Source organism: Paraburkholderia sp. GAS333, assembly GCF_050435665.1.
Taxonomy (GTDB): Bacteria; Pseudomonadota; Gammaproteobacteria; order Burkholderiales; family Burkholderiaceae; genus Paraburkholderia; species Paraburkholderia fungorum_A.
Genome location: NZ_JBNDKS010000006.1, coordinates 62,488 through 87,691, shown reverse-complemented (window position 1 = coordinate 87,691; position 25,204 = coordinate 62,488). Strand labels below are relative to the sequence as shown.

The window sequence follows — 25,204 nt, the reverse complement described above, 5'->3', positions numbered from 1 at the left end:
TTCGATATGACTTCCCTACCTGCAGACCGCGTCGGTGCAGCGCCTTACGCATTTCCGCTGAACCGGGCGGTATCGGCTGCCACGACGGCCCTGATCGTGATCGACGTGCAAGGCGACTTTTGCGCGGAAGGCGGCTACATGGCCGGCTTCGGCTTCGATCTCACCGCGCTGCGCAAGCCTATCCCCAACATTCAGGCGCTGCTCGACGCGTGCCGCGCAAGCGGCATCACGGTCTGCCATACGCGCGAGACGTTCTCGGCGGATCTGTCCGATGTGCAGCCTCATCGTCTCTGGCGTGGCGCGGACGGCCGCGGCGTGGCCGTGGGCGATAGCGGTCCGAACGGCCGCTATCTGATCAAGGGCGAGCCATGCTGGGAGATCGTTCCAGAAGTTGCACCGCTCGCCAACGAAGCCGTGTTCAACAAACCCTCGTACGGCGCATTTTCGACGACGAATCTCGACACGTTCCTTCGTGAGAAAGGGATTCGGGATCTGATCTTCGCGGGCCTCACCACCGACTGCTGCATCCACACGACGGTGCGCGAAGCGCTCGATCGCGGCTACGACACGCTAACCGTTTCCGACGCCACGGCAGCCGGAACCGAGGACGTTCACGAAGCTGCATTGCGTCTGCTGATCAAGAAAAGCGGCGTATTCGGCGCGGTGGCGGACACCGCAGCCGTGCTGGAAGCGATTCGTCACGTCACACCCGCGCACTGAAGCGCCGCAGCATCGCACGCGCCATTCATCGAACTCAGCCTCGCCGCTCATACAACGATATGTCAAACCACACTTCCAAACCCGCTACGCCCTTCTACAAGCTGCTGACGCTCGCGCTTTCAGCCGCCCTGCCGCTGCTCGCAGCCAACCCGGTTCAAGCCCAGGGGACGTCGCCTGATGCGAACGACACACGCACGATCCTGATCGGGATCGCCGGACCGCTGACCGGCCCCTCCGCCCGAATCGGCAAGGACCTGGAAAACGGTGCGCAACTTGCGATCGATGACGCCAACGCGAAACATCCCACGCTGAACGGCAAGCCTGTCAAGTTTGCCTTGACCTCCGTCGACGATGCCTCGGACCCGCGTACCGCTGTGACGGTCGCCCAGCAACTGGTCGATCAGCACGTGGTGGGCGTGGTCGGGCACTGGAACACCGGTTGCAGCATTCCGGCTTCGCGCGTCTACAACGCGGCACACATTCCGGAAATCGCGCCCGCCTCCACGGGCCATCAGTACACGCTGCAAGGGTATGACACGTCGTTTCGCATCATGGGTCACGATGACCTGAGCGGCGCGATCACCGGCGCCTATGCGGTCAAGACGCTGAAGGGCAAAAGCATCGGCGTGATCGACGACCGCACGGCGTTCGGATCGGGTCTTGCGACACAGTTCGTCAAGGGGGTCGAGGCGAATGGCGGCACGATCGCCGCTCACGAGTATGTGGACGACAAGACAATCGATTTCAGTGGCGTGCTGACTGCGCTCAAAGCCAAACACGTCGACGTGCTGTTCTTCGGTGGACTCGATACCGAAGAAGCCCAGGTGGCGCGTCGCATGAAGCAGTTGAACATCAAGGCTACGCTGCTCGGTGCGGGCGGTACGAGCCATACGTTCGTGCAACTGGCGGGCGCCGGCGCCAATGGCGTGATCGCGCTCGAACCGGGCCGGCCGCTCGAAGAAATGCCCGGCGGCAAGCAGTTCGATGCAGCGTATCGGGCTCGTTACCATCATCCGGTCGAGTTGCACGCGCCGTTCGCCTACGACGCCGCCGCCACGCTCGTCGAGGCCGTCGAAAAGACTCAGTCGACCGATCCCGCCAAGCTGACAGCAGCCGTCCATGCGATCAGCCGCCAGGGCGTGACCGGCACGATTGCGTTCGACGAGCAAGGCAACCTGCGCAATCCGGCTTTCACGATTTTCAAGGTAGTGGACGGCGAGTGGAAGATCGAAAAGCTGCTCGGCGGAGAGACCGCTTTGGCCTCGAAATAAGTTGCGTTTTTCGCGTGAGGACTCAGCACATGAGTCCTCACGCCGTGGGATTCGGCTTTGCACCCCGTCTCCCCGAAGCTGTGTAGAAGCCGCGGGTCCTTATCCATCGACGCCGCAACCCTCCCCAAACAGCGTCCGGCATGAACCGCGCAATCAGCAGCACCAGCGCGATCAGCGCGGGCACCCAGCGCAAATCCGTCGGCACCTGCTCGCGATGCGCGAGGCGCGCGTCGAGCATCGCATCGCCCAACGCAGTCGGCGCCCATAACCGCCGATAGCCAAGGCCAGTCTGGCCGGCTACGAACGCGAGATACTGACCGTGCAACGCAGACTGTTCCTCGTGCGATTCCGCCTGCGCATCGGCACCTGAAGCTGCGGGAACCTGGATCACATCATCGGCCTGCCAGTATCCGATCCGGTTGCCGTTGCTATCCGACTTCGGAATCGCCGCAGGCTGATCGCCACCTACGCCGATCAGCCATCCATCGATCCGTGCCGGATTGATGTCCGGCATCAACGCACGCGACGACGGAAGCGGCGGCGCCTCCTGCCCATCGGTCGCGAATACGATCGCAATGCCATGACCCGCGTCCCTGGCGACGCGCACCGCCGAATACACTCCCCCCTCGGCGATCCGGCTCCAGTTGGTCCAGCGCATGCGGCCGTCGATGCCGTCGAGCGACATCAGCAGCGCGTCGTAGTTCGCGCACACCTCGAGCGGCGACAGCAGCAGCAAGGTCCGCTGCCCCGTGAAAATGCTCCACCCGACTTTCGAGCCGCACGGTAGCCGTCCGAGCGCGTCGCGCATCGCTGCCTGAGCGAATTTGAGGCGGCTCACCGGCGCGCCGTTCAGCACGACATCCTCGACGTCCATGCTCTGCGTGATGTCGAACGTGACGATGTACTCGAACGTATTGCGCGGCAACGTCATGTCCGGCATCGCGACCGCCGCCACCAGCGCTCCGAGCGCGAGCGGCGTCAGCCAGTGACGCAGGTTGCGAAAGCCGCGACCGGCGCGAGTCGCCGAACCTGTGCGTGTCCCGCTCATGGCAGATCCTGGCTTTGCGCGCCGCGCAGCTTCACGTTGTGCTGCTCCTTGACGTCGGGCTTATCTAGCACGACGGGCGTTTCCGGCGCGAGCCACAACGCACGCTCAAGGTTGTAGCGCGCGTTCCAGTCATCGGGCGCGACGCGCAGCAGCAGCCGGTAACGCGTCTTCGCCTCGCCGATCATCGCGAGAGACCTGACGCCGTGCGCCGCGCCGTCGCCCCGGCCTTCGCGCAAATACATATTGCCGAGGTCGAACAGCGCGATGTGACCGAGATCGTCAGGATAGTCGTGGATCAGGCTTTCGTAGATGCGCGCGGCCGAATCGTAATGGCCGGCTTTCGACAGCGCAGTCGCGCGCGCCAGAAGAACCTGCGGCGCTTCATCGGCGCTCGGGTTTTCGCGAGCGTCGGCTCCGGCCACAGCAATCTCACGATTCACACGCACGGCATGCCAAAGCTGAATGCCGTCATAGAGCGCAAAGCCGGCGCACACCAGTGCGAGCGTCGCGAAGATCGCATGAATGAAGGTTCGCGTCATGCCCAGCTCCTGACCTGCAGCACACGCATCGCCATCAACAGCACGGCGCAAACCAGCGCGACGACGAAGCAATACGGGCTCCAGTCCTGACGCGGCAAATGCTCGATGAACGAAGTCGGCGCATTCTGCTGCCGGTTGATTTCAGCGATGGCCGCCATCATCCCTTTCGCGTCGCCCGCCTGAAAAAGCCGGTAAGGCGTGACGAGCGACAGAAAATAACGATGCAGTTCCGCCTCCGCCGACACCTCGCCCGCCGGTAGCGCCGCGTTCAGATCGGGGCTGTAGACACCGCTGCGCAGATAGATGAAGTACAGCGAGATCCGGCTGCGCAGCAGGCTCTCGCGGATGCGGCGCTGGACGGTCTCGTCGAGTCGCGCGCCGCCGTCGGACACCAGCACGATGGCGCGTCGGCCCGACGACGCGCGTCCTTCGAACTGATCGAGCGCGGCCAGCATGCCGCGGTCGAGTTCGGTGTCGGGCGTGCCTCGACCGATCGCAGTCGCGGCAATCGCTTCGTCGATCGCGCGATGGTTGTACGTGAACGGCATCGCCAGCACCGGGCTCGTGCCGAACATCATGAACGCAAGCCGGTCGTTCGGTCGCTGGCTCACGAACGTCTCCAGCGACGCCCGCGCGACCTTGTTCTTCGAGTCGCCGCGCGGCGACTCGACGCCGGGGCTCGCCATCGGCTCGTCCATGCTCGCGCTGCGGTCCATCAGGATCAGGATCTGCGCGCCGCTGCCCGTGCGCAGCACCTGCTGCTGCGAGCGCCCCGGCCCGGCGAGCCCGACGACGATCGCCGCGATCGCCAGCACGCCGCACGCGCGCGCAAGCAACGTGGCCCAGCGTCCGGCGGGATCGGGCGGCAACCAGGCGACGCTCGAAAACGAAAGCGTGTCGCTGCGCCGCCGCAGCATCGGCAGCACGGCGAACGGCAGCAGGATCAGCATCCACGCAGAGGAAAAATCGAGCGTCGCGATCATCGCTGATGACGCCGTTCGGCCTGATACAGCGCGCGACACAACGCTTCGAGTGGAAAATCGGCAGCGCCCGGCGTGGGCTTGAAAAAGCGCTCCGCCGACATCCGGTAGAAATGGTCGAGCTGCGCGCGCAGCGGTTGCAGATACGGCGCGCGCGCAATGAGACCGGCCAGCGAACCGGCGTGCACGACTTCGCCCGCGGTTTCGTTCAGCGCACGATGCATGCAGAACCAGGCATCCGGCGATGCCGCGCCTTGTGCGCCACCCGCGCCGCGCCCACCATTCGCGCGGTCGAACCGGCGCATCTGGCGCAACTGTCGCCACGCACGCGCAAACGGCAGGCGCTGTGCTTCGCGCCAGTTGCGCCAGCACCACCAACCCGCCCACGCTGCCAGCGTCGCGAACAGCAGACCGAGCGACCATCCAAGCCGCCGATACAAGCCATCGGTATCGACGGGCGGCGCCATGCGATCGGGCCGCATCGGTTGCAGATCGCCGTCGCCGAACACGTCGGCAGGTGTCAGCGGACCGACGCTTGCGGGCCATTCGGCGACCTGCAATTGGGTGCCGTTCGCCGCACCGAGCGTGAGCGCGGGCAGCGCGATGCGCGTGAGCGTCTGCGGCGCGTTGACGATCTGATAGTCGATCACCATCCAGCGCCGACCGTTCGCATCCGTTTCAACAGAGGCCGGCCGACGCTCGAGCCACAGCCCGGTGCGCCCGACCGACGGCGGGCTGACCGAACCGAGGTCGGCGCCGTTTGCCTGCAGCAGCACACGTTGGGTCAGCACGTCGCCCAATACGTGGCCAAAAGCGCGCGGTTCGTCGACGGTTGCGATCACGGGCGCGGGTGCGGCCGTGACGGGCGCAGGCGCATAGCCGACGCCCAGCAGCGCTACCATCGGCGCGCAGCGAGTCGCCTGACACAGGCGTCCGCCGATCGCGTGAAGAAGTGCGCGAGGCCTCATGTGGCCGCCTCCAGGAAGTAACGCGACATCGCTTCCGGATCGAAACTACCTTCGATATAAAACGGCGGCATGCCGCGTGACCCGAAGAGCCGCGCCAACGTCGCGCGCCGCTCCATGACGCCGCGCTGCCAGCGCTCGCGTACGCTCGCGCGCAGCCACACGCTGCGCTCCTCACCGGATTCCGCGTCGTTGACGGCCAGCAGCGGACCGCGCGCGGGCGGCGCAATTTCGGCTTCGTCCCACACGACGACCGGCACCACGCACGCATGAATCAGCAGATCGAGCACAGCGGGCATCGACGCAAGCGGCCAGTGAAAATCGGAGACGACGAACACGAGCGCCTGGCGGCCGGCCAGCCGCGTCGCGCAGCGGCGCAATCCTTCCGCGCCACTGCGTCCGGCCTCGCGCGCGGCGCACGCGCGCAGCATCGTCGCGAGCAGGTTGCCGGTGCCCCGGCCGTAGCGCTCGGGCATGAACAGATCGTCGCGCGGGGCCGAGTCGAAAGCCTGCATGCCGAGCCGGTCGCCGACGCGAAACGCGCTGAAACCGAGCGCCTCGACGAAGTCCGCCGCGATCTCCAGCTTGCTGAGCCGCGTGCCGAACTGCATCGACGCCGACACGTCGACGATCACCACCACGGGAACCGCCACGCGCTGCAGATTGACCCGCACGAGCCATTCGGAGCGCGCCGCGCGCACGCTCGCGCGCAAATCGAGGCGACGCGGATCAGGATAGTCGAACAGGCGGCCGTGCATCGCGAACTGCTGGCCCGCGCCGAAGCTCGCGCCCGGATGCGAGCCTGGCCGCGCGCCGCTCGCACGCGTCGGCAGACGATAGTGAAATTCCGCGATCCCGTTCATGGCCGTGTGCGCATCAGGGAACCGCGACTTTCGCCATGATCTGCGCGATCAGCGCCTCGGCCAGTTCCTGACGACGCAACTCGTAGATCGGCGTAAAGAACACACGATGACCGAGCGCCGGCATCAGCACTTCGTGCAGGTCCTCCGGAATCAGATGCGAGCGCCCCGCGAGCCACGCGACCACACGCGCGGCTCGCAGCAGCGCGCTCATGCCGCGCGGGCTCGCGCCTGCGAGGATCAGTTGCTGCATGTCGACGCCTTCGAGTTCGATGCCGAAACGCTGCGGCGCTTCGGTCGCCTGCCAGATGTCCAGCGCGTAACGCTCGATCGTCGGGCTCGCCTCCACGTCGTGCTGAATCCATGCGCCGACGCTGTTCAGTTGCTCCCATGGCACGAGGCCGGGTGTCAGTTGCGCAAGCAGCGCATCCACGTCATGGAACATTGTCTCGAAGATCAGCGAGCGCCGGACGTCGGCATCGGCGGGAGTCGGCATGTTCAGCTCGAACAAAAAGCGGTCGCGCGCGGCGGAAGCCAGCTCGAAGGTTTCTTCTTTCTCGACCTTGTTGCGGTCGGCGAACACCGTCATGTGCGGAAAGCGGTATTCGCGGTCGAACGCCCACACCGAACGCTCGGCCATTGCACGCAACAGCAGCGACTGCACCTGCGGACGCGCGCGGTTGATCTCGTTGAAGAAGAACGTAGTCAACTGGTCGCCGTGGCGCAGCAGCGGACCGGGGTCGATGCGCGGCTTGCCGTCGGCGTCGACATAGGTGTGATAGACAAGGTCGCCCGGCATCAGGTCGATCGTGCCTTCCACCCGCTCGAATTCGCCGCCGACGACGCGCGCAAAGGCGCGCAGCACGGTGGTCTTGCCGACGCCGACACCGCCTTCGAGCAGCACATGGCCCCGGGCGAACAGCGCGACGTTGATGAGCCGCAGCATCTGCTGCTGGCCGATGACGACTTTCGCGACTTCCTTCTCGATCTGAAGTGCGTGAAGACGCCAGTCCTGAAGCTGTTCGCCAGAACCCATCGATGCGATCTCCTCCGTGTGGCCTGCTCGAGCCTGGGTCGTTATCGTGGCTTGCGTGCCGTGTCGTATCGGCGCTGCCTCTCAACGCTTTGCGTGCCGGCATCCGTTCAAGCATGCTTTGTGCCGGTCTCGAAGAGGCGCGCGGCGGTCCGTGCGAACGTGGCCGGCTGATCAGGCTGTCACGGCGTTTGGGGACACACTGTGCCATTTGCGGCCGGTGTCATCGGTGCACGCTGTCCGGCGAAACATCCTGCGACGATTGATCGACGAGCAGGCCGACGAGCGCTGTTGCACCGCGCCGCCATGACAGATCGGTGTTGCCGCGAATGTCCACCGAGCGCTGGAACAGCATCCTGCCGCTCGCCACGTCTTCCACGCGCAGATTCAGATTGAGAATCAGGTTGCTGACTTTCTGCACCCAGCACACGCCGACCTGCCCGACCCCCAGTGCGCGGCCGACCTGTCTCGCGCAACCGTCGCACGTCGCCAGATCCTGCTCCGCTTCGAGCTTTGCGATCAGATCGGCGGCACGGCTCGCATCCGCGACGCGATAGCGCCCGCTCGCCTCCAGCTGCGCGCGCAGCGCATCGCTGATCATGCCGATGCGCGCGTGCTGGATGCGGTTGGTATCGGCGTCGTTGTAGGCGGCGTTGTCATCGATCAGCGTGCAGTTCATCACCGCGATCGAAACCGGCTCGGCCCATCCGCTCGATATCAGCAACGACGCGCCGACGCCTGACATCACCCGCACCAGCCAGCGCCGGCTCATTCGCCCGCTCCTGTGTCGGCTCGAAGGTGCGTCGCCGCGCCGACGAACGGCGCGTACTCATGCTCCAGATGCGTGGCCGTGTGATCGAGCAGAAACTGGCGAAACACCACGCTTGTCGGCGACAGCTGTTTCGTGCGCAGATGCACGATCTGCCACGTGCGCTCGATCGGCGTGCCGTTCACGTCGAGCAGTGCAATCTCGCCAGTGCGCAACTCCAGCAGCAGCGTATGCAGTGAAATCAGGCTCACGCCCATGCCGGCCATCACCGCCTGCTTGATCGTTTCGTTGCTGCCGAGCGTGACGATCTTCGCGGGCGTGAACAGATGCTGGCGGAACATCGCTTCGGCGGCCATCCGCGTGCCGGAGCCGGGCTCGCGCAACAGGAACGTATCGTCGCGCAATTCCTGCAGATCGAACCGGCGCGCCGCGCGCAAAGCATGCGTGAGCGGCGCGACCACCACCTGCGGGTGCCTCGCCAGCGGCTCGGTGGTCGTATCGAGTTCGGGCGGCGGACGGCCCATGATCGCAAGATCGATCGCGTTGTCCTGCAGCAGTCTCAGCAAGGCATCGCGATTGCCGACCGAAAAATGCACGTCGACTTTCGGATAAAGACGCGAATAAAGCGCGAGCAGTTTTGGCGCGAAGTAAGTCGCCGAACTGACGATCCCCATGTTGATCGAGCCGCTGTCGGCGTGTCTGAGCGAGAGCATCGCGTCCTCGGCGTCCTTGATCTCGCCGAGGATGCGGCTCGCGTGATGCGTCAGCATCTCGCCCGCCTCCGTCAGCGTGAGCTTGCGCGCGACGCGTTCGAACAGGCGCAGGCCGATCGTCTCTTCGAGCTGATGAATCTGCATCGACACGGCCGGCTGCGTCAGATGCAGCTCCTCTGCCGCACGCGCAAAACTCGTGTAGCGGCTCGCGACGACAAAAATCTGCAACTGGCGCAGCGTCAGCGAGCGGATGAAGTTCAGCTTGATTGCGTTCGTCGCGAAGCGCGCGCTCTGCATGGGAAGCAGCCGCTCAGCGGCTGGCTCTCGGCGCATTCGACGACTTCGGCGGCGCGGTTGCCGGCGACGGCAATTTGCGCAGCACCGACTGGAAGCTCAGCGTCTCCGAATGCACAGGATGCGCGAAGTCGTTGTTCGCGCCGGGCACGTCGGTGCGAATCTGCAGCACCTGCCCCGGCACCGCATCGGCGATCAGGAAGGTATAGCGCTTGCCCGTCAGCTCCGCGAAGCGCGCCGCGTTCGGGTCGTTCAGATACGGCTGCACGACGACGCGATGCGCGCTGACAGATTTGCCGCCGGTTTCGCTCGTCACGTTCTCGATCTGCGGACCGGCCGCGAGCGCGAGGCGCAGCCGCTGCTGGAAGTAGCGCCGCTGTCCGCCCGTCAGCCCCTGCATCTCGGTGATGTCGCGTTCCAGAAAATAGATGATCACCGGATTGCACTGCAGACCGCCGCTCGGCAGCGGCACGCTGCCGGTATGGTCCGACACCTGAGCGTCACCCTTTGCGTTGTCCGGGCTCACCACCAGCACCTTGACCACGTCGGCACTGCGCGACGGCTGCTGCGAATCGATCATCGCGTAGTCGAGTTCGGTTTGAGCGGCGACGCCGTGCAGATGATCGGTCGTGAAGATCAGATGTTCGGCGGCCGTGATGTCGCTGCTGCCGGCCGGGTCCGCAGCGCGTGCGGCCGGCACGACGCACGCGCCGCTGAGCGATGCAGCGATGACGAACCGTGCTGCGACCGAACGCAGCCCGCTGCTGCGCGCAGCGGTCATGGCGAAGCGTCGCCGGACTTCGGACCCGGCACGTCGACCGGCTTGAGCAACGGCACCTCGTAGCTCGTCAGGATGCTGTCGATCTTGTCGTGATTCGCGCCGATCCATTGATCCACCTTGTCTTTCCACGCTTTTTCGCCGTAGCGCACACCCATCGAGATCGTGTAGTCGAAGCGGATGCCGGGGCCCGGCGGAAAAGGCACCAGCCGCACGGAGTCGCCGGCGCGCCTGGCGAAATAGCCCGCTATCGGCCCCCAAAGGAACACCACATCGACATTGCCCTTCGCAAGATCCTGCTCGATCATCTGACCGGGATATTCCTGCGGATCACCGCTTTGCACCTGATACGAAACCGCCTGATCGATCAGACCATGGCCGAGCAGCCAGTCGACCGCGGGGGTCTGCGAGAAGATCCCGAAGCGCAGTTTGTGCAACTGATCGGGCGGCAGCTTGAGAAGATCGTCGGGCGTATGGATACTGGCGAACTCGGGCCGGTTCGGAAACACCATCGCATACGTCGAGCGCAGATACGGCTGCGTCGTCGACGTCATGTCATAACCCTTCGGCACGCCGATGATCAGGTCGCACCTGAAGCGGTCACCGCTCTCTTCCTTCTCGCGCAACGTGTGGCGCACGAAGCCCATGCGCTGCGGAAAATACGTGTATTCGAGCTTGTAGCCGAAGTCGCTCGCCATCTGACTCGCGATCCGGTTCTCGTAGCCTTCGCCCTTATTGTTCGACAGGGGCATGTTGTTCGGGTCCGCACAGACTCTGAGGACGCCGTCCGCGCCGTCGTTATTCGGCAACGCAGGGCCGTCTGCCTGCACGGCCGCGCTCGCGAGCACGGCGCAACACAAGGCGGCCGCGCTGAGCGCGGCATGCACGGACATGCTTCTGGTTTGACGCATGATGATGCCTCCGGAAGAGTGGCGGCGCCGGCTTTTATTTGGAATCGATGGCCTGCAGATCGCCCGGCTTGATCTGTCCGTCTGAGCGTCCTTTCAGGTACGCGTAGAGGTTCTCCCAGTTCTTCTGCATCATCTGGCTCGTGCTGAAGTCGGGCATGCCTTTGGCCACCCGTCCGCCGAACACCGTGCGATGGAATTCATCCTTGTCGAGTGTCTTGAACGCGTCGATCAGCGAGGGTCCAACCATGCCCTGCTGCTGCGCGCCATGGCAACGTTCGCACGCGAGCGCACGCCATGTCTTCCACCCCTGCAGTGTGTCGGTGTCGACCTTGCTGCCGTCGACCACCTTGTACGCGACCTGCGCGATCGACGGATTGGTTTGCGCGTACCCGACGGGCAGCAGGAGGAGTGCCGCGGGCAGTGTCACCAGCAACAGGAATGATCGGCCTTTCATGCACATGTCTCCTTCAAGATAAGCGGCGCCCCGCTGCGTTCGACCGACGCATCGGCACAGATTCGAATAGGGGCGCGCTCAGGATGATGCTTCGATTCGTATGGAAACCGAAGCGTCTGCCGGTGTGCTGTTTGCAACTCATGCACCGGCAGCCGTTCGGATCCCATGGTGGTTTGCGTGGCTCGTTCAGCTCTTTTCGCTCGGAATCGCGAACACGAAGAGCGTGCCGCCGAGCGCGGTGTACTTCGCGAGTTCACGATAACCGCCGACCGCGCCCAGACCTTCAGTCGACTTTTCGAGTCCCGCCGCCATGCCGATGCCGGCCCAGCCGCCAATGCCCGAATACACGCCGACATACTGCTTGCCCTGATACTCGTACGTGAAGACGTTGCCGATGATTCCGGACGGCGTCTTGAAGCGCCACAGTTCCTTGCCGTCCCTGATGCGCACGGCCTTCAGATAGCCTTCGAGCGTGCCGTAGAACGCGACGCCGCCGGCCGTGGCAAGCACGCCCGACCACACCGAGAACTTCTCCGGCTTCGAGTAGACGATCTTGCCCTTGCTCGCATCCCACGCGATGAAGTTGCCCATCGCGTTGTTCTCGTTCGGGCCCGGATACATCGACAGCGTGGCGCCGACATACGGCTGTCCCGACACGTAGTCGACTTCGAAAGGCTCGTAGTCCATGCAGACATGGTTCGTCGGCACGAGGAACAGGTTCGAGTTCGGATCGAACGCAGCCGGCTGCTGGTCTTTCGAACCGAGCGCCGCCGGGCAGATGTTCTTCACGTTGTGATCCGAGCCTGCCGCCTGGGTCGAGTACGCCGCGTTGCGGATCGGCAAACCGCTCTTCAGATCGACGCGGTCGGCCCAGTTCACCGCCGGGTCGTACTTCTGCGCGACCAGCAGCTGTCCGGTTTCACGATTGAGCGTGTAGCCGAAACCGTTGCGATCGAAGTGGACGATCGAAGGCACCTTTTTGCCGTCGATGTTCAGATCGGAAAGGATCATTTCGTTGACGCCGTCATAATCCCATTCGTCGTGCGGCGTCATCTGGTAGACCCAGCGTGCCGTGCCGGTATTCAGGTCGCGCGCGAAGATCGACATCGACCATTTGTTGTCGCCCGGACGTTGCGACGGGTTCCATGTGCCCGGATTGCCAGTACCGTAGTAGATCAGGTTGAGCTTCGGGTCCCACGCATACCAGCCCCACGTGGTGCCGCCGCCCAGCTTCCACTGATCCCCCTTCCACGACTTGAGCGACGAATCCGCGCCAACCGGCACCATCTGCCCGTCGACATACGTCATGGTCTTTTGCGGATCGATCAGCATTTCGTTGTCGGGGCCGGTGCTGTAGGCAGTCCAGGCCGGCTTGCCGGTCTTGATGTCATAAGCGATCAAGCGCCCGCGCACGCCGAATTCGCCACCGGAAATCCCGGTCAGCACCTTGTCGCCGAAAACGTGCGGCGCATTGGTGTTGGTTTCGCCCGCCTTCGGATTACCGTTTTGCGCGGTCCATACCACGTCGCCCGTCTTCGCGTTCAGCGCGACGAGTTTGGTGTCGGCCTGTTGCAGGAAGATCTTGCCGTCGCCGTAAGCGAGGCCGCGATTCACGGTGTCGCAGCACATCACGGAGACGACCTGGTCATCCTGTTTGGGCAGGTATTGCCAGAGGAACGTCTGGTCCTTCAGGTTGATTGCAATGACCTTGTTGGGAAAGGGTGAATGGATATACATCGTGTCGCCGATCACGAGCGGCGCGCCTTCATGGCCGCGCAGCACACCGGTCGACATGGTCCATGCGACCTGCAGCTTGCCGACGTTGTTCTCGTTGATCTGCTTGAGCGGGCTGTAGCGGTGATTCGCATAATCGCCCGCCTGGGCCGCCCAGTTAGATGGATTTTTCATCAGGCTGTCGAGCTGCGGATCGGCCTGAGCGACGATAGAGCTAAAGGCTGCCGATGCGAGGATCGCGAGCCCAAGAACCATGTTGCGTAAGTTCATGTCTCCTCCAGAATTGTCCTGCTGTTCAACTCACGAATGACCCACGCTACCTCGCATGCATCGTGCGCGCCTTCTCGAGTGCAGGTAACGATCAACGCGCTGTCCCGATTCGATGTCGGGCTCCGCGGCGCATGAACGGCGAACGCATATTCCATGCCGATTGAAGTGCTCGCCACATGTCTCGCGGTTCGTCGCGTTCGCCGGGGGCGCGCGCCGTATCGCCAGCGCGGCGCGAGCCGTGCGCGCGAGGCGCCGCTGCGTCGCACGCTGTGCCACGCGCGAGCCGATTGCGCCACCCGGCGCGACACATACTGTGTCATGCGGGTGAGACGAAGCGTGTCCTTTGCGAGGCACGAGTCGAAGCACCAGGCGACCCGCGAATCGATGCGCAACGCAAGGCAGGACGCAACGCGACTGGCTCGCCACTTGCATCGCGATGAAGTTCGGCGGCAACGCCCGCTTCCGAGGAGAACATCATGGCAAACACGGAACATGTCTATTCCGACGACGAGGTGCGCGCGCGCCTCACGGGTGCGCTGCAGCACTGGTATCTCGAAGACGGCTGGCTGCGGCGCAAGTACCGCACCGAGGGCTGGAAGGGAACGCTGATGGTGGTCAATACCGTGGGCCATCTCGCGGAGGCTGCCTGGCATCACCCGGATCTGACGGTGTCGTATGCGTTCGTCACCGTGAAGCTCAAGACGCATAGCGCAAAAGGCATCACGGACAAGGATTTTGCGCTCGCCGGGATGATGGAATCGGTGATCCAGTGGCAGCCCGGACGCGAGGACGGCCCGCTGGAAGGCACACCCTCCGACGATCAGCGCTTTCGCTATATCAAGTACGACGCAGCGAAATCCGCGCAGGGCGAATGAGCGGTGCTGCGCGGTAGTGCGGATCGGCGGTGCTGTCCAGCAGCAGCCTGCCTGGGTCTCTGACACCGGCGATGAAACAACGTGTGACACAGTGCGCCTCCCGCGTCACACAGCGTGTACGCACCGGCGGCAGAAAATCGCGACGCAAGCGGGCTTGCGCCTGGTATGGCTTCTGCTTGATCTCGCCCGGCGCGTAGCCGCAGCGGGCCGCGCCGCCGCCATAGGTGATGACATGCGTGATGACATGCGCAGGAACGCGCGCCGTGTCGGCATTTTTCCGGCCCAACCCAGTCCGGCCAAACCCTGTTCAGCGCACCCACAAGGACACTTGCGATGCCGCTTCAGTTTCGCCGCGTTCCGCCCCACACGGCCATCACGATCGACGCCCCCGCGCGCCTGCATCTGGGATTTCTCGATCCGAACGCATCGCTCGGACGCGCTTTCGGCAGCCTCGGCCTCGCGATCGACGCGCACGGCACTCGCGTCGAAGCACGCCTTGCCGAACATCAGCAGATCAACGGTGCAATCGGCGACGCCGAGCGCGAACGGATCGCACACTGTCTCGCGCAACTGCAGGCCGCCTACGGCCCGGCGACGCTCGCGATCGACGTGCGCCACGCGCCTCGCGCACACACCGGCCTCGGCTCCGGCACTCAACTGGCGCTGGCAGTCGGCACCGCGTTCACGCAACTCGTCGGCCAGCCGGCCAGCACGGTGGAGATCGCCTCGCTGCTTGGGCGCGGCGCGCGCTCGGGGATCGGCATTCTTGGCTTCGAGTCGGGCGGATTGCTGCTCGACGGCGGCCCGGCCAGCGGGCTGCATCGCGGCGTTCCGCCGTTGCTCGCGCGTCAGCCGTTTCCGGACGAGTGGCGCGTGCTGCTGGTCAGCGATCATTCGCGCGAAGGCTTGCACGGCGTCGAAGAGCGCCGCGCGCTCGCGTCGCTTGCGCCGTTTCCACAGAGCCTCGCCGCGCACCTGTGCCATCTGGTGCTAATGCAGATTCTGCCCGGCGTCGCCGAGCGCAACTTCGCGCCGTTCGCGCTCGCGCTGACCGGGATGCAGCAGACCATCGGTGAATACTTCGCCAGCGCGCAAGGCGGCGTGTTTGCGAGCCCCGAAGTCGAGTTGGTGTTGCGCGCGGTCGCGGCCGAGCGCATGGCCGGAATCGGCCAGACATCGTGGGGACCGACGGGTTTCGCAATTCTCGCGAGCATGCACGATGCCAATGGCGCACTTGCCACTGCCCGGCACATCGCGCGTGCGTTGCCGCATATCGAATGCACGGTCGTCGCCGGCAGAAACAGCGGCGCGGCGATACGCAACAGCGCTGCGCACACGCGACGGATCGACGCTGCATGAGGCACCGCGCGCAGGGAGACGAGGCCGCTGATGTCGCTGCTGCAATCAAGGCGGCGGAAAGCGCGGTTTGCGGCCCAACCGGGACGCCGGTCGCGCAGCCCGTCCCGGAGACGAGGTACAAGCGCCGACCCTACGCGCCCCGCCAGGGCCGCCACCCCGGCCGCGACATTGTCACTGAAACCGAAACGAGCCTGAGCCCATGTCCGAAACCATTGAAAGACCGTACATCCTGCACATGTTCACGGCCACGCCGCAGATGAGTCCGTTCGACGTCAACATGGCCGCTGACGCGGGCTATCAGGTGATCGTGCCGTATTGCAACGTGCAGCCCGGCATGGTCGCGAATCTGACGCAGGACGCAATTTTCTCGCGCGGTCCGAAAGGCGTGTCACGCACCGGCATCTTCATCGGCGGGCGCGACGTGATGCAGGCCGCCGACATGCTCGACAGCGCGCGTCAGGCGATGGTGCCGCCGTTCGAGGTCTCCGTGTTCGCCGATCCGAGCGGCTCGTACACGACGGCGGCCGCCGCCGTCGCGCTGGTCGAACGGCACCTGGGCAAACAGTTCGGCATGGAACTCGGCGGCAGACGCGTGCTGATTCTCGGCGGCACCGGCGCGGTCGGACGCGTGGCGGCGGCCATGGCCGCCTCGCGCGGCGCCGACGTGACGATCGCGAGCCATCACGATCAGGCGCGCGCGCTCGGTGTGTCGGCGGAGATCGACCAGCGCTTCGGGATCGTCACGAAAGGCATCGGCGTGACCACGCCCGAGGCGTTGCGCGGTGCACTGGCCGACGCCGAGATCGTGCTCGCGACCGCGATCGCGGGCGTTCAGGTGATGTCCTCCGCCGACCTCGGGTTCGCGAAACGCCTACTGATCGCCGCGGACGTCAACGCTGTTCCGCCGGAAGGCATTGCCGGCGTCAACGTGATGAACGACGGCAAGCCGATCGAAGGCCTGCCGGATGCGGGCGCGGTCGGCATCGGCGCGCTCGCGATCGGCAACGTCAAATACCAGGTCGAGCACCGGCTCTTCATGCGCATGCGCACCGGCGGCAAACCCGTCTACCTGGGCTTTCCGCAGGCGTTCGACGAAGCCCGCACGGTCGCGGCCGGCCTCGGCTGAGCCGTGCAAACCTCCCTTCTCCAACCGTCCGCCCACGCGCCTTTTGTCGCGGTCGCCGGGCTGTCCGCGCGCCAGCTGGCGCAGTCGGCGGCGCGCGCCGGGCTGCGGGTTGCCGCGTTCGATCTGTTCGGCGATTGCGATACGCGTGAAGTCGTCGATGTATGGAGCCACATCGGCACGCTCGACAACAACCCGCTCGCCATCGATCCCGAGCGGCTCGCACTCGCACTGACTCGCGTCGCGCGGCTGCCGCGCTTCATTGGCTGGATCGGCGGCGGCGGACTTGAGCCGCTGCTCGCGCAACTGCACGCCACGCCGGGTTTGCCGCGCTTCATCGGCAACTGCGCCGAAGCGAGCGCGGCGGTGCGCGAGCCGGCGCGTTTTTTTGCGCTGCTCGACGAATTGCGCATTGCGCACCCGGCGGTGTCGTTCGAGCGGCCAGAGTCGACGCAAGGCTGGCTGTACAAGCGAGCGGACGGCTGCGGCGGCACGCACATCCGGCGGCTGACGGCGCCCGGCGCGCAGAGCACGTCGGCTCACGGCTATTTTCAGCGGCTCGCGAGCGGCCGGTCGCTGTCGACGCTGTTCGTGAGCGCGCAAGGCCGCGCGCACCTGATCGGCTTTGCCGAGCAGTTGACGGTCACAATCGGCGAGCTGCCGTTCGTGCACGCCGGATCGATCGGTCCGATCGATCTGCCGGCGCCTGTCGTCGCGCGCGTGCAGGACGCGCTCGACGCGCTATGCGCGCGCACCGGACTGAGCGGGCTGAACAGCTGCGACTTTCTGCTCGACGGCGACGGCTTGGCCGTGCTCGAAATCAACCCCCGCCCTTCATCGACGATGGGGCTCTACGAAACCGTGTCGCCCGATGCGTGGCCGCGCGGGCTGCTCGCGTGCCACCTCGACGCCTGCCGCTTCGGCCGCCCGCCGCCGCTCGCCAGCGTCGCGCTCGGCCGCCATCCACGCTGGCGAGCCGGACAGCACGTGCTGTTCGCGACGCGGCCGTTCACCGTGTCGGACGCGTTCAGCCATGCCTGTCTGCGCGATCCGCGCTGTTGCGACATACCGATGCCCGGCACCCGCATCGAAGCGGGACAACCGGTCTGCACGCTGCTCGTGCGCGCGGCCACTGTCGACGCCGTGCGGCGAGCACTCGACGCGCAGCGCGCGCTGGTTCTGCAACGAATCGAAACCTGCGAAGAATTCCATCATGTCTGCCTCCGATCTCACGTCTGATCTCCCCGCATCCTCCGCCGCGCCCAGCGTCAACGCGCTCAGCGAGCGGCTCGTCGATCGTCTGACCGGGGACGCGGCGCGCCTCGGCGTCGCACTCACGACGACAGCAGCGGGCACCGTGATCGCCGACGCGGGTGTGGCCGCTCGCGGCAGCATCGACGCGGGCGTGCTAATCGCGCGCATCTGCATGGGCGGACTCGGCCACGTCGCGGTGCGTTCTAATCTGGACGCGACACCGCTGTGGCCGACGATGATCGATGTGCGTACGTCGTCGCCGGTGCTGGCCTGCCTCGGCAGTCAATACGCAGGCTGGAGCCTCGCCGCGACGAAGGAGCAGACAGGCGGCAAGAAGTTTTTTTCTCTCGGCTCCGGACCGGCGCGTGCGCTCGCGCTCAAGGAGCCGCTGTTCGCCGAACTCGGCTATCGCGACCGTCACAAGCGCGGCGTGCTGGTGCTCGAAGTGGACCGCTTGCCGCCGCAGGTCGTCATCGACAAGGTGCTGCACGATTGCGGCCTCGCGCCCGACGGCCTCACGCTGATCGTCACGCCGACACAGTCTGTCGCGGGAACGGTACAGGTGGTGGCGCGTGTCGTCGAAGTTGCGCTGCACAAGACCCATGTGCTTGGCGTGCCGCTCGACGAAATGGTCGAAGGTTCGGGGTCCGCGCCGCTGCCGCCGCCCGCGCCCGACGGCATTCAGGCGATGGGCCGCACCAACGACGCGATTCTGTACGGCGGGCGCGTCCACCTGAGCGTCAGGAGCGACGAAGTCGCACGACGCCTTGCCGTCGAATTGCCGGCGTCGAATTCGCGCGACTACGGACGGCCGTTCGCCGATATCTTCACGGCGTTCAACTACGACTTCTACCAGATCGACCCGGCGCTCTTCGCGCCCGCCGAAGTGTGGGTCAGCAGCCTCGAAAGCGGCGCGACCTATCACGGCGGCCAGCTCGACGGCGCGCTGTTGCAGGCTCAATGGGGCGGCCGGCCCGTCGCGCCATGACACTTACGCCGGCGGGCACGCGCATCGCGATCATGACCGACGAAACCGGCTGGCACACAGGCCGCCTGAAAAAAGCGTTTCGCGCACGCGGTGTCGACGCGCGCTGCGTCGATCTCGCGGATTGCCGCATCGATACGACATGGCAACCGCACGGACTCGTCGTGCCCGGCTTCGGACGCACGCTGCCGGATGCCGTGTTCGTGCGCGGCATCGCGGGCGGCACCTTCGAGCAGGTGACGCTGCGTCTGGGCATCCTGCATGCGCTGCGCGAATCCGGCGTGCCGGTCTACAACGATGCGCGTGCGATCGAGCGCAGCGTCGACAAATCGATGACGAGCTTCCTGCTGCACCGCGCGGGCGTGCCGACGCCGGCTACGTGGGCCGCCGAATCGGCCGCGTTCGCAAAACGCGTATTGATGCGCGAGGCGGCGGCCGGCCGTCAGGTCGTGCTCAAGCCGCTATTCGGCTCGCAGGGGCAGGGGCTCAGACGACTCGGCGCGCGCCGTGGCGGACTCTCAGCGTTACCGGCGCTCACGCGTTATCAGCAGGTGGCTTATCTGCAGCGTTATGTGGCGGGCGGGCGACCGGGATTCGACTGGCGCGTGCTGGTGATCGGCGATCGCGCGGTCGCGGCGATGCGGCGCGTCGGCGGCAAAGGCTGGATTCATAACTTCGCGCAGGGCGCGGTGTGCGAGCCCGTTGCGCTCGACGGTCCCGACGAATTCGCGGCGCCTCTCGCGCAAATCGCCGTACGGGCAGCCGCCGCGCTCGGCCTCGACTACGCGGGTGTCGACCTGATTCCCAATCCCGACGACCCCGCCCGCCCGTTCGTGCTCGAAGTGAACGGCGTGGCCGCGTGGCGTGGCCTGCAATCGGTCACATCGCTGGATATCGCGGCGGCGCTCGTCGACGATCTGCTCGTGCGCAAACTCGCCTCCCGCGCCTCTTTTGACTCGCAACCCTGTCAGGCCTCCGGCCCTGCCGACGACACGGCGAGCGTCGGCACAGCGCCGCTCGCCGCCGTGAGTGCGCGTCGTGCGTGACAGCGCGGCACTTCCATCCGCTGTCGTTCGCGCGGCTTTCGTGGACGCCTGCACGCTCGACGTCGTCACGCCGAAACCGGGCAATGTCAGCATGCAAAGCCCCGGTCACGGGATGCGCGCAGAGCAGTTTCTCGCCAGCGCCGAGGCCTCGGCGGATGCGCTGCTCGTACCCGGCGCGCCGGTCGGACAACGCATTCTCGATGCGGTCAGCCGCACACGCGACACGGTCGGCTGCAATACGAATCTGGGCATCGTGCTGCTCGTCGCGCCGCTCGCCGCCGCGCTCGAACACTGCGTCGCCCCGCTGTCGGTGCCAACGTGGCGGGCGTCGGCGGAGCACGTACTCGCGGCCCTCGACCTCGACGATGCGCGGCTCGCGTATCGCGCGATCGCGCTCGCGAACCCCGGCGGCCTCGGCGACGCTCCCGAACAGCCGGTGCAGGCCGCGCCGAGCGTCGGTCTGCGCGACGCGATGCGGCTTGCGAGCGAGCGCGACAGCATCGCCCGTCAGTATGCAAACGGTTTCGCCGATATCTTTGAAACGGGACTCACGGCGTATCTCGCTGAACGGGCGCGGCATGAACCCGATGCCCGTCACGCTGCCGAAGCCGCGATGCTCAGTGTTTTTCTCGCGGTACTCGCCCGCTGGCCCGACTCACACATTGTGCGCAAGCACGGCGAGGCGCTGGCGCAGAGTGTCACGCTTGCGGCACGCGAGCACGAAGCGCGCTGGCGCGACGCACCGCATCGGGCGGGAAGCGCGCTCGCAACGGCGCAACTCGACGCGTGGGATGCCGATCTCAAGCGCCGCGCGATCAACCCCGGCACCAGCGCGGATCTCGCGGTAGCGACGCTGTTCGTCGCGGGCTGCATCGAGCGCGCCGGCAACGACGAATCGCATCGACGTGCATAACGCACTGGCACGGAACATGTTAGTTAGTACCGCCGTGCATCCGGTACGTCGCTGTGCAATGCAGGTTCGGGACACATGCACCGGCAGCCAATCAGCAGGTCCGTAACCACTCATCGGAGGAACAGAATGGCCAAGATCAACCGCGTCATGATCGGAGAGTCGCTTGTCGGCGACGGCAACGAGGTCGCGCACATCGACTTGCTGATCGGACCGCGAGGTTCTGCCGCGGAAACCGCGTTCTGCAATGCGCTCACGAACAACAAGGATGGCTTTACGTCGCTGCTCGCCGTGGTTGCGCCCAATCTGCTCACCAAGCCGAACACGATCCTGTTCAACAAGGTGACGATCAAGGGTGCGAAGCAGGCTGTGCAGATGTTCGGCCCCGCTCAGCACGCAGTGGCCCTCGCGGTCGCCGACAGCGTCGAGGACGGCACGATTCCGCAGGACGAAGCCGACGATCTGTTCCTGTGCGTCGGCGTGTTCATCCACTGGCAGGCGGATGACGACAAGAAGATCCAGCAGTTCAACTATCAGGCAACCCGTGAAGCGATAAAACGTGCGGTAAACGGCGAGCCGAACGCCGCGGAAGTGGTCGCGAAGAAAGGCACGGTCGCGCACCCGTTCGCACCGAATTGACGACACGCAAGCGGAGGATGTGGCTTCGCGTGCGCTTGCGCGGTCGCGTCCTCTGTTTCCGGTAAACCGTTTTCGCTGTTTGTGCGCACCGTCACCGCAAAGTCAGCGCGCAACGTTCGTGACGCAGGTTCAATGCTCCAGCAGAGGCATGAGATGACCACCAGATGTCGCCCGCTGTTCGTAATCGCCTGCTTCGCGCTGGCGGCCCCGCTCGCATGGGCGGATGGCGATGCGCCCAGCGCGCCCGCTCCGGCCGGCGGCTATAACTATCCGACCCAAGGCCGCGTGGAGTATGTGCTGACCTGCATGGACGACAACGGCCACGATTTCGCCAACGTCTACAAGTGCTCGTGCGTGATCGACAAGATGGCTGCGGCACTCCCCTACGACGATTTCGTCGCACAGTCGACCTTTTCCAAATACGCGACGCTCGGCGGCGAGGGCGGCAATGAATTCCGCGTCGATCATGCAAAGGCGCAGACGAAGAAATTCCGCGCGCTGCAAACTACCGCTTACCAGGCCTGCGGTCTCGGTCCGCAAAAAACGCCGACCGCTGCGAAGTAAGTAGTCGATACGTGCGGATGCAGATCGGATGGACTTCCGAGGTACTTCCGAGTTACGTCAATACGTGCACGTGAAAATGCATGCCGCGACGCAACGCCGGAAATATGTGCGGCGTCGCGTCGTGCTTTGTTCAGCGTCGTTCAGTTCGGCACCAGCCCTTTTCCTAACGACGCATAGCTGACCACACCGGCATGGCTCGCGCGAAGGTCGTCGCGACGCCGCTCGATCTGCACGCCAACGGCATCCACGTCGTCGAATTTTGCGGGCTTCGCGAGCGAAACGCGGACCCAGTGCGCACCGAAATCGTCGATCAGCAATCGCGCGACCGTTTCGGCGAGCGCTTCGAGCAACTGTACGCGGTGCGTTGCGAACAGCGCGAGCACGGCTTCCCGCACCGCAGCGTAATTGATCGTGTCGGCAATCTGGTCGGTCGTGCACGCACGGATCGACGGCACGCCGATCGCGAGATTCAGGCGAACCGGCTGCGGTACATCCAGTTCGCTCGCGTCGATACCGATGATGGTCTGGCCCGTGAAATTTTCGATGAAGACGATGTCCATGCACCCGGGCAGCGCGCCGGGGTCGGCGTGGCTGCGAGAAAAGGCCGCAAGGCGGACGGTATCGATACGATCCATGGTGTGGGTTCTCCGCCGCGCCGCGGCCCGGACTAAAAATGATTTAAGGGTTAATACTGTTTTTCCGAATTGACCGACTGCGATGAAACTGCGCACCTTTTCACGGCACACAGTGTGCCAATCCTGCAACAGGCTGGTTCAATCAGGTTCGCTAACGAAACAGCTCATTAGCAAAAGCAAATATCGGGCACAGTGGGTCGCGATAATGCGACTTCCTGTTGAACCAAACCGACATCGGGCGTAAAGTTTTAATGAAATTTTAAACAGCCGCCTGAGAGAGGCCGGTCGCGTGGGCGATGCGAACATACGAATTGCGAATATATTCGCAGCGCCTGGGGAATACAGGATTGATAAAGCAGCATGCGTGGCTTCCTGTAAGAAGCCCGAAATGCGGCAACGGAGACAAACCCCATGTCGTTGATCGCTGACAGCAATACGCATGTCCGAGAGGTGTTCAACGTGGTCAATCATCAATTGACCACGCGCCCGACGAGCGCACCCGTCGCCCAATCCTGGACGCGCTGTATTAACGAATTTCAGCTCGATCCATCCCGCTTCGTCGTTCCTCCCGTCCTCACGCAGTACGAACTAAATGCGCGACGCGAAGCGCTTGGCGACCTGATCGCCTGTTCGAAGCTGGAGATGACGACGCTCTACCAGCAACTGGCCGATCCCGAACTCGCGGTCGTGCTGGTCGATGCAGGCGGCGCGATCGTGCATCAGGTGTCGTCGGTGCCATTTGCCGAGGCCGTCGCCGACGACGGCTTTCGGGTAGGCGCAGTCTGGAGCGAACGCGAAGCCGGCACTAACGGCATGGGCACATGCCTCGCCGAGCGCGACTGTATTGCCGTCTGTCAGCACGAGCACTTCTATCCGCGCTATACGTCGCTTACCTGCTCCGCCGCGCCGATCTTCGACGACAGTGGCGAAATAGCCGGCGTGCTCGACGTCACCAGCCGCTCGAAGCTGCTGCAACAGCATTCGCTGGTACTCGTCGGCATGTCGCGGCAGATGATCGAGAACCGGCTGCTGGATGCGCGTTATCGCAACGCAAACATGATCCACTTCCACAGCCGCCCAGAATTCGTCGGCACGCTGCACGGTGGCAAGCTCGCGGTCGCCGACGACAGCACGGTGCTTGCCGCCAATCGCAGCGCGCTGTTTCAGTTGGGTTTCCGCTCGCTCAGCGAATTGCGCGGTCGCCGCATCGACGAAGCATTCAACGCGACGCTCGAGGACATGATCGCGCGCAGCATTCGCGGCTCGTTCCATCCGGTCACGGTGTATAGCGCCAACGCGACGAACCGCTTCTTTCTGGTCGCGCAGACGCCGCAGAACAGCAGCGGCCGCGTGATGCGCAGCAGCGCGCCCGAAAAACGTCCACCCGCGCCGAAGCTCGACGAGATCGCGCACCTCGAATTCGGCGATCCGCGTATGGCCTCGCAAATCCAGCTCGGCGCACGCGTGATCCAGCGCAAGATTCCAGTCGTGCTCCGGGGCCAGACCGGCACCGGCAAGGAAGTATTCGCGCAGGCGCTGCACAGCATCAGCCCGCATCGGGGCGGACCTTTCGTGCCGGTCAACTGCGCGTCGCTGCCTGAGAATCTGATCGAGAGCGAACTGTTCGGCTATCGCGCCGGTGCTTTTACCGGCGCGCAACGCGAAGGCCGGCGCGGCAAGATCGTGCAGGCCAACGGCGGCACACTGTTTCTCGACGAAATCGGCGACATGCCGCTGGTTTTGCAGGCGCGTCTGTTGCGCGTGATCGAAGAACAGGAGGTCACGCCGCTCGGCGCCGAAACGACCGTCAAGGTCGACTTCCAGCTGATCAGCGCGAGCCATCGAAATCTGCTCGAACTGGTGCAGAGCGGGCAATTCCGCGAGGATCTGTATTACCGGCTCAAAGGGGTCGAACTGAACCTTCCTGCACTACGCGACCGGCTCGACAAGCTGCCGCTCATCCATCATCTGCTCGCGAACGAAACCGACGATCCGCCCGAACTGACACCGCAGGCGGAACATGCGTTGCTGACGTACGCGTGGCCGGGCAACATCCGGCAGCTACGGCACGTTCTGCAAATGGCGATCGCGCTGTCGGACGGTCAGCCGATCCGCTGCGAAGACCTGCCGCCCGAAATCACACAGCGCGCGTCGGCGCTCGACATGCCGACCGCGCTCGGCCTCGCCACCGCCGACATGGACGCGCATCTCGCCGACGACGCCGACATTTCGGCGCTCAATGCGATCCAGCTGAACGAGCGCGAAACGGTGCTGTCGCTGCTCGACGAGCATCGCTGGAACGTCAGCAATGTCGCGAAGGCGCTCGGCATTAGCCGCAATACGCTGTACAGGAAAATGCGCCGGCTGCATATCCGGCTATCGCACGAAGGCTCGCCGTCCGACGGAATGCCGCTCGATCTCGACGCATGAGCGCCCCGTCCAGCAACAAGTCCAGTGATGAACCGGCTTGCGAGA

26 protein-coding genes are annotated in these 25,204 nt (G+C 64.9%); 12 read left to right on the top strand and 14 right to left on the bottom strand.

Features of this window, described 5'->3' with window-relative positions; genetic code table 11:
- Positions 1-6: 6 nt before the first annotated feature.
- Positions 7-720, top strand: coding sequence for a cysteine hydrolase family protein (locus ABH945_RS27675; protein ID WP_074771357.1), 714 nt, complete (start codon positions 7-9; stop codon positions 718-720).
- Positions 721-779: 59 nt separating this feature from the next.
- On the top strand, positions 780-1,991 hold the full coding sequence (locus ABH945_RS27670) for a branched-chain amino acid ABC transporter substrate-binding protein (RefSeq protein ID WP_429252676.1): 1,212 nt from the start codon (positions 780-782) through the stop codon (positions 1,989-1,991).
- A 37-nt stretch (positions 1,992-2,028) separates the two neighbouring features.
- On the opposite strand, the gene ABH945_RS27665 is transcribed toward ABH945_RS27670, so the two are convergent.
- The 12 genes from ABH945_RS27665 to ABH945_RS27610 all read right to left on the bottom strand — a co-directional run bounded on the left by ABH945_RS27665 (position 2,029) and on the right by ABH945_RS27610 (position 13,324).
- Positions 2,029-3,039: an MxaL protein gene (locus ABH945_RS27665; RefSeq protein WP_429252675.1), complete on the bottom strand. Its 1,011-nt coding sequence runs from the start codon at positions 3,037-3,039 to the stop codon at positions 2,029-2,031.
- Positions 3,036-3,578 (bottom strand): tetratricopeptide repeat protein, encoded by a 543-nt coding sequence (locus tag ABH945_RS27660; protein ID WP_429252674.1) that lies wholly within the window; start codon positions 3,576-3,578, stop codon positions 3,036-3,038. Before ABH945_RS27660 ends, ABH945_RS27665 begins: the two co-directional genes overlap by 4 nt.
- Complete coding sequence (locus ABH945_RS27655) at positions 3,575-4,561, bottom strand: vWA domain-containing protein (protein ID WP_429252673.1); 987 nt, start codon at positions 4,559-4,561, stop codon at positions 3,575-3,577. The genes ABH945_RS27660 and ABH945_RS27655 overlap by 4 nt, the downstream gene beginning before the upstream one ends.
- Positions 4,558-5,526, bottom strand: coding sequence for a calcium incorporation protein MxaA (locus tag ABH945_RS27650; protein ID WP_429252672.1), 969 nt, complete (start codon positions 5,524-5,526; stop codon positions 4,558-4,560). The genes ABH945_RS27655 and ABH945_RS27650 overlap by 4 nt, the downstream gene beginning before the upstream one ends.
- Positions 5,523-6,386, bottom strand: a complete 864-nt coding sequence (locus tag ABH945_RS27645; RefSeq protein ID WP_429252671.1) for a VWA domain-containing protein — start codon at positions 6,384-6,386, stop codon at positions 5,523-5,525. The genes ABH945_RS27650 and ABH945_RS27645 overlap by 4 nt, the downstream gene beginning before the upstream one ends.
- 13 nt (positions 6,387-6,399) lie before the next feature.
- Positions 6,400-7,419: an AAA family ATPase gene (locus ABH945_RS27640; RefSeq protein ID WP_429252670.1), complete on the bottom strand. Its 1,020-nt coding sequence runs from the start codon at positions 7,417-7,419 to the stop codon at positions 6,400-6,402.
- A gap of 220 nt (positions 7,420-7,639) precedes the next feature.
- On the bottom strand, positions 7,640-8,188 hold the full coding sequence (locus ABH945_RS27635) for a DUF3280 domain-containing protein (RefSeq protein WP_429252669.1): 549 nt from the start codon (positions 8,186-8,188) through the stop codon (positions 7,640-7,642).
- Entirely contained in the window at positions 8,185-9,195 is a 1,011-nt protein-coding gene (locus ABH945_RS27630; protein WP_074771348.1) for a LysR family transcriptional regulator, read from the bottom strand. The genes ABH945_RS27635 and ABH945_RS27630 overlap by 4 nt, the downstream gene beginning before the upstream one ends.
- Before the next feature lie 13 nt (positions 9,196-9,208).
- Positions 9,209-9,973 (bottom strand): hypothetical protein, encoded by a 765-nt coding sequence (locus ABH945_RS27625; RefSeq protein ID WP_429252668.1) that lies wholly within the window; start codon positions 9,971-9,973, stop codon positions 9,209-9,211.
- Entirely contained in the window at positions 9,970-10,881 is a 912-nt protein-coding gene (locus tag ABH945_RS27620) for a substrate-binding domain-containing protein (protein WP_074771346.1), read from the bottom strand. Before ABH945_RS27620 ends, ABH945_RS27625 begins: the two co-directional genes overlap by 4 nt.
- Positions 10,882-10,915: 34 nt before the next feature.
- The gene (locus tag ABH945_RS27615) at positions 10,916-11,335 is read right to left on the bottom strand and encodes a c-type cytochrome (protein WP_074771345.1); all 420 of its coding nucleotides are present in this window, start codon (positions 11,333-11,335) and stop codon (positions 10,916-10,918) included.
- Between the two features lie 186 nt (positions 11,336-11,521).
- Complete coding sequence (locus ABH945_RS27610; protein ID WP_253189888.1) at positions 11,522-13,324, bottom strand: methanol/ethanol family PQQ-dependent dehydrogenase; 1,803 nt, start codon at positions 13,322-13,324, stop codon at positions 11,522-11,524.
- Between the two features lie 491 nt (positions 13,325-13,815).
- Here ABH945_RS27610 and ABH945_RS27605 point away from each other — a divergent pair, with 491 nt between their 5' ends.
- Positions 13,816-14,214 (top strand): 4a-hydroxytetrahydrobiopterin dehydratase, encoded by a 399-nt coding sequence (locus ABH945_RS27605; RefSeq protein WP_074771343.1) that lies wholly within the window; start codon positions 13,816-13,818, stop codon positions 14,212-14,214.
- Here ABH945_RS27605 and ABH945_RS27600 read toward each other — a convergent pair.
- Positions 14,177-14,500 (bottom strand): hypothetical protein, encoded by a 324-nt coding sequence (locus ABH945_RS27600; protein ID WP_429252667.1) that lies wholly within the window; start codon positions 14,498-14,500, stop codon positions 14,177-14,179. The two genes, ABH945_RS27605 and ABH945_RS27600, sit on opposite strands and share 38 nt — an antisense overlap.
- A gap of 47 nt (positions 14,501-14,547) precedes the next feature.
- Between ABH945_RS27600 and ABH945_RS27595 the strand changes: the two genes are divergently transcribed.
- The 8 genes from ABH945_RS27595 to ABH945_RS27560 all read left to right on the top strand — a co-directional run bounded on the left by ABH945_RS27595 (position 14,548) and on the right by ABH945_RS27560 (position 22,094).
- Entirely contained in the window at positions 14,548-15,573 is a 1,026-nt protein-coding gene (locus ABH945_RS27595) for a beta-ribofuranosylaminobenzene 5'-phosphate synthase family protein (protein WP_429252666.1), read from the top strand.
- 199 nt (positions 15,574-15,772) lie between these two features.
- Positions 15,773-16,699 carry an NAD(P)-dependent methylenetetrahydromethanopterin dehydrogenase gene (locus tag ABH945_RS27590; RefSeq protein ID WP_074771340.1) on the top strand — a complete coding sequence of 309 codons (927 nt, stop codon included), beginning with the start codon at positions 15,773-15,775 and terminating at the stop codon, positions 16,697-16,699.
- A 3-nt stretch (positions 16,700-16,702) separates the two neighbouring features.
- Complete coding sequence (locus tag ABH945_RS27585) at positions 16,703-17,935, top strand: ATP-grasp domain-containing protein (protein WP_429252665.1); 1,233 nt, start codon at positions 16,703-16,705, stop codon at positions 17,933-17,935.
- The gene (mch, locus tag ABH945_RS27580; RefSeq protein ID WP_429252664.1) at positions 17,910-18,938 is read left to right on the top strand and encodes a methenyltetrahydromethanopterin cyclohydrolase; all 1,029 of its coding nucleotides are present in this window, start codon (positions 17,910-17,912) and stop codon (positions 18,936-18,938) included. Before ABH945_RS27585 ends, mch begins: the two co-directional genes overlap by 26 nt.
- Positions 18,935-19,981 (top strand): ATP-grasp domain-containing protein, encoded by a 1,047-nt coding sequence (locus ABH945_RS27575; RefSeq protein WP_429252663.1) that lies wholly within the window; start codon positions 18,935-18,937, stop codon positions 19,979-19,981. Before mch ends, ABH945_RS27575 begins: the two co-directional genes overlap by 4 nt.
- Positions 19,974-20,894: a triphosphoribosyl-dephospho-CoA synthase gene (locus ABH945_RS27570; RefSeq protein ID WP_429252662.1), complete on the top strand. Its 921-nt coding sequence runs from the start codon at positions 19,974-19,976 to the stop codon at positions 20,892-20,894. The genes ABH945_RS27575 and ABH945_RS27570 overlap by 8 nt, the downstream gene beginning before the upstream one ends.
- Positions 20,895-21,020: 126 nt before the next feature.
- Entirely contained in the window at positions 21,021-21,530 is a 510-nt protein-coding gene (gene fae / locus ABH945_RS27565; RefSeq protein ID WP_074771337.1) for a formaldehyde-activating enzyme, read from the top strand.
- Positions 21,531-21,683: 153 nt separating this feature from the next.
- Positions 21,684-22,094, top strand: coding sequence for a hypothetical protein (locus ABH945_RS27560; RefSeq protein ID WP_429252661.1), 411 nt, complete (start codon positions 21,684-21,686; stop codon positions 22,092-22,094).
- Positions 22,095-22,234: 140 nt separating this feature from the next.
- On the opposite strand, the gene ABH945_RS27555 is transcribed toward ABH945_RS27560, so the two are convergent.
- Positions 22,235-22,729, bottom strand: coding sequence for a dihydroneopterin aldolase (locus ABH945_RS27555; RefSeq protein WP_429252660.1), 495 nt, complete (start codon positions 22,727-22,729; stop codon positions 22,235-22,237).
- A 411-nt stretch (positions 22,730-23,140) separates the two neighbouring features.
- On the opposite strand from ABH945_RS27555, the gene ABH945_RS27550 reads away from it, so the two are divergent.
- The gene (locus tag ABH945_RS27550) at positions 23,141-25,159 is read left to right on the top strand and encodes a sigma-54-dependent Fis family transcriptional regulator (protein WP_074771334.1); all 2,019 of its coding nucleotides are present in this window, start codon (positions 23,141-23,143) and stop codon (positions 25,157-25,159) included.
- Positions 25,160-25,204: the final 45 nt, after the last annotated feature.

Bases quoted from the DNA above. Each gene is read 5' to 3' on its own strand.
- ABH945_RS27575 (WP_429252663.1), top strand. From the start codon at position 18,935: ATGACACTTACGCCGGCGGGCACGCGCATCGCGATCATGACCGACGAA.
- ABH945_RS27550 (WP_074771334.1), top strand. From the start codon at position 23,141: ATGTCGTTGATCGCTGACAGCAATACGCATGTCCGAGAGGTGTTCAAC.
- ABH945_RS27615 (WP_074771345.1), bottom strand. From the start codon at position 11,335: ATGAAAGGCCGATCATTCCTGTTGCTGGTGACACTGCCCGCGGCACTC.
- ABH945_RS27560 (WP_429252661.1), top strand. From the start codon at position 21,684: ATGACCACCAGATGTCGCCCGCTGTTCGTAATCGCCTGCTTCGCGCTG.
- ABH945_RS27670 (WP_429252676.1), top strand. From the start codon at position 780: ATGTCAAACCACACTTCCAAACCCGCTACGCCCTTCTACAAGCTGCTG.
- ABH945_RS27610 (WP_253189888.1), bottom strand. From the start codon at position 13,324: ATGGTTCTTGGGCTCGCGATCCTCGCATCGGCAGCCTTTAGCTCTATC.
- ABH945_RS27665 (WP_429252675.1), bottom strand. From the start codon at position 3,039: ATGAGCGGGACACGCACAGGTTCGGCGACTCGCGCCGGTCGCGGCTTT.
- ABH945_RS27675 (WP_074771357.1), top strand. From the start codon at position 7: ATGACTTCCCTACCTGCAGACCGCGTCGGTGCAGCGCCTTACGCATTT.
- ABH945_RS27655 (WP_429252673.1), bottom strand. From the start codon at position 4,561: ATGATCGCGACGCTCGATTTTTCCTCTGCGTGGATGCTGATCCTGCTG.
- ABH945_RS27635 (WP_429252669.1), bottom strand. From the start codon at position 8,188: ATGAGCCGGCGCTGGCTGGTGCGGGTGATGTCAGGCGTCGGCGCGTCG.
- ABH945_RS27555 (WP_429252660.1), bottom strand. From the start codon at position 22,729: ATGGATCGTATCGATACCGTCCGCCTTGCGGCCTTTTCTCGCAGCCAC.
- ABH945_RS27645 (WP_429252671.1), bottom strand. From the start codon at position 6,386: ATGAACGGGATCGCGGAATTTCACTATCGTCTGCCGACGCGTGCGAGC.
- mch (WP_429252664.1), top strand. From the start codon at position 17,910: ATGTCTGCCTCCGATCTCACGTCTGATCTCCCCGCATCCTCCGCCGCG.
- ABH945_RS27595 (WP_429252666.1), top strand. From the start codon at position 14,548: ATGCCGCTTCAGTTTCGCCGCGTTCCGCCCCACACGGCCATCACGATC.
- ABH945_RS27605 (WP_074771343.1), top strand. From the start codon at position 13,816: ATGGCAAACACGGAACATGTCTATTCCGACGACGAGGTGCGCGCGCGC.
- ABH945_RS27625 (WP_429252668.1), bottom strand. From the start codon at position 9,973: ATGACCGCTGCGCGCAGCAGCGGGCTGCGTTCGGTCGCAGCACGGTTC.
- ABH945_RS27590 (WP_074771340.1), top strand. From the start codon at position 15,773: ATGTCCGAAACCATTGAAAGACCGTACATCCTGCACATGTTCACGGCC.
- ABH945_RS27630 (WP_074771348.1), bottom strand. From the start codon at position 9,195: ATGCAGAGCGCGCGCTTCGCGACGAACGCAATCAAGCTGAACTTCATC.
- fae (WP_074771337.1), top strand. From the start codon at position 21,021: ATGGCCAAGATCAACCGCGTCATGATCGGAGAGTCGCTTGTCGGCGAC.
- ABH945_RS27660 (WP_429252674.1), bottom strand. From the start codon at position 3,578: ATGACGCGAACCTTCATTCATGCGATCTTCGCGACGCTCGCACTGGTG.
- ABH945_RS27640 (WP_429252670.1), bottom strand. From the start codon at position 7,419: ATGGGTTCTGGCGAACAGCTTCAGGACTGGCGTCTTCACGCACTTCAG.
- ABH945_RS27620 (WP_074771346.1), bottom strand. From the start codon at position 10,881: ATGCGTCAAACCAGAAGCATGTCCGTGCATGCCGCGCTCAGCGCGGCC.
- ABH945_RS27650 (WP_429252672.1), bottom strand. From the start codon at position 5,526: ATGAGGCCTCGCGCACTTCTTCACGCGATCGGCGGACGCCTGTGTCAG.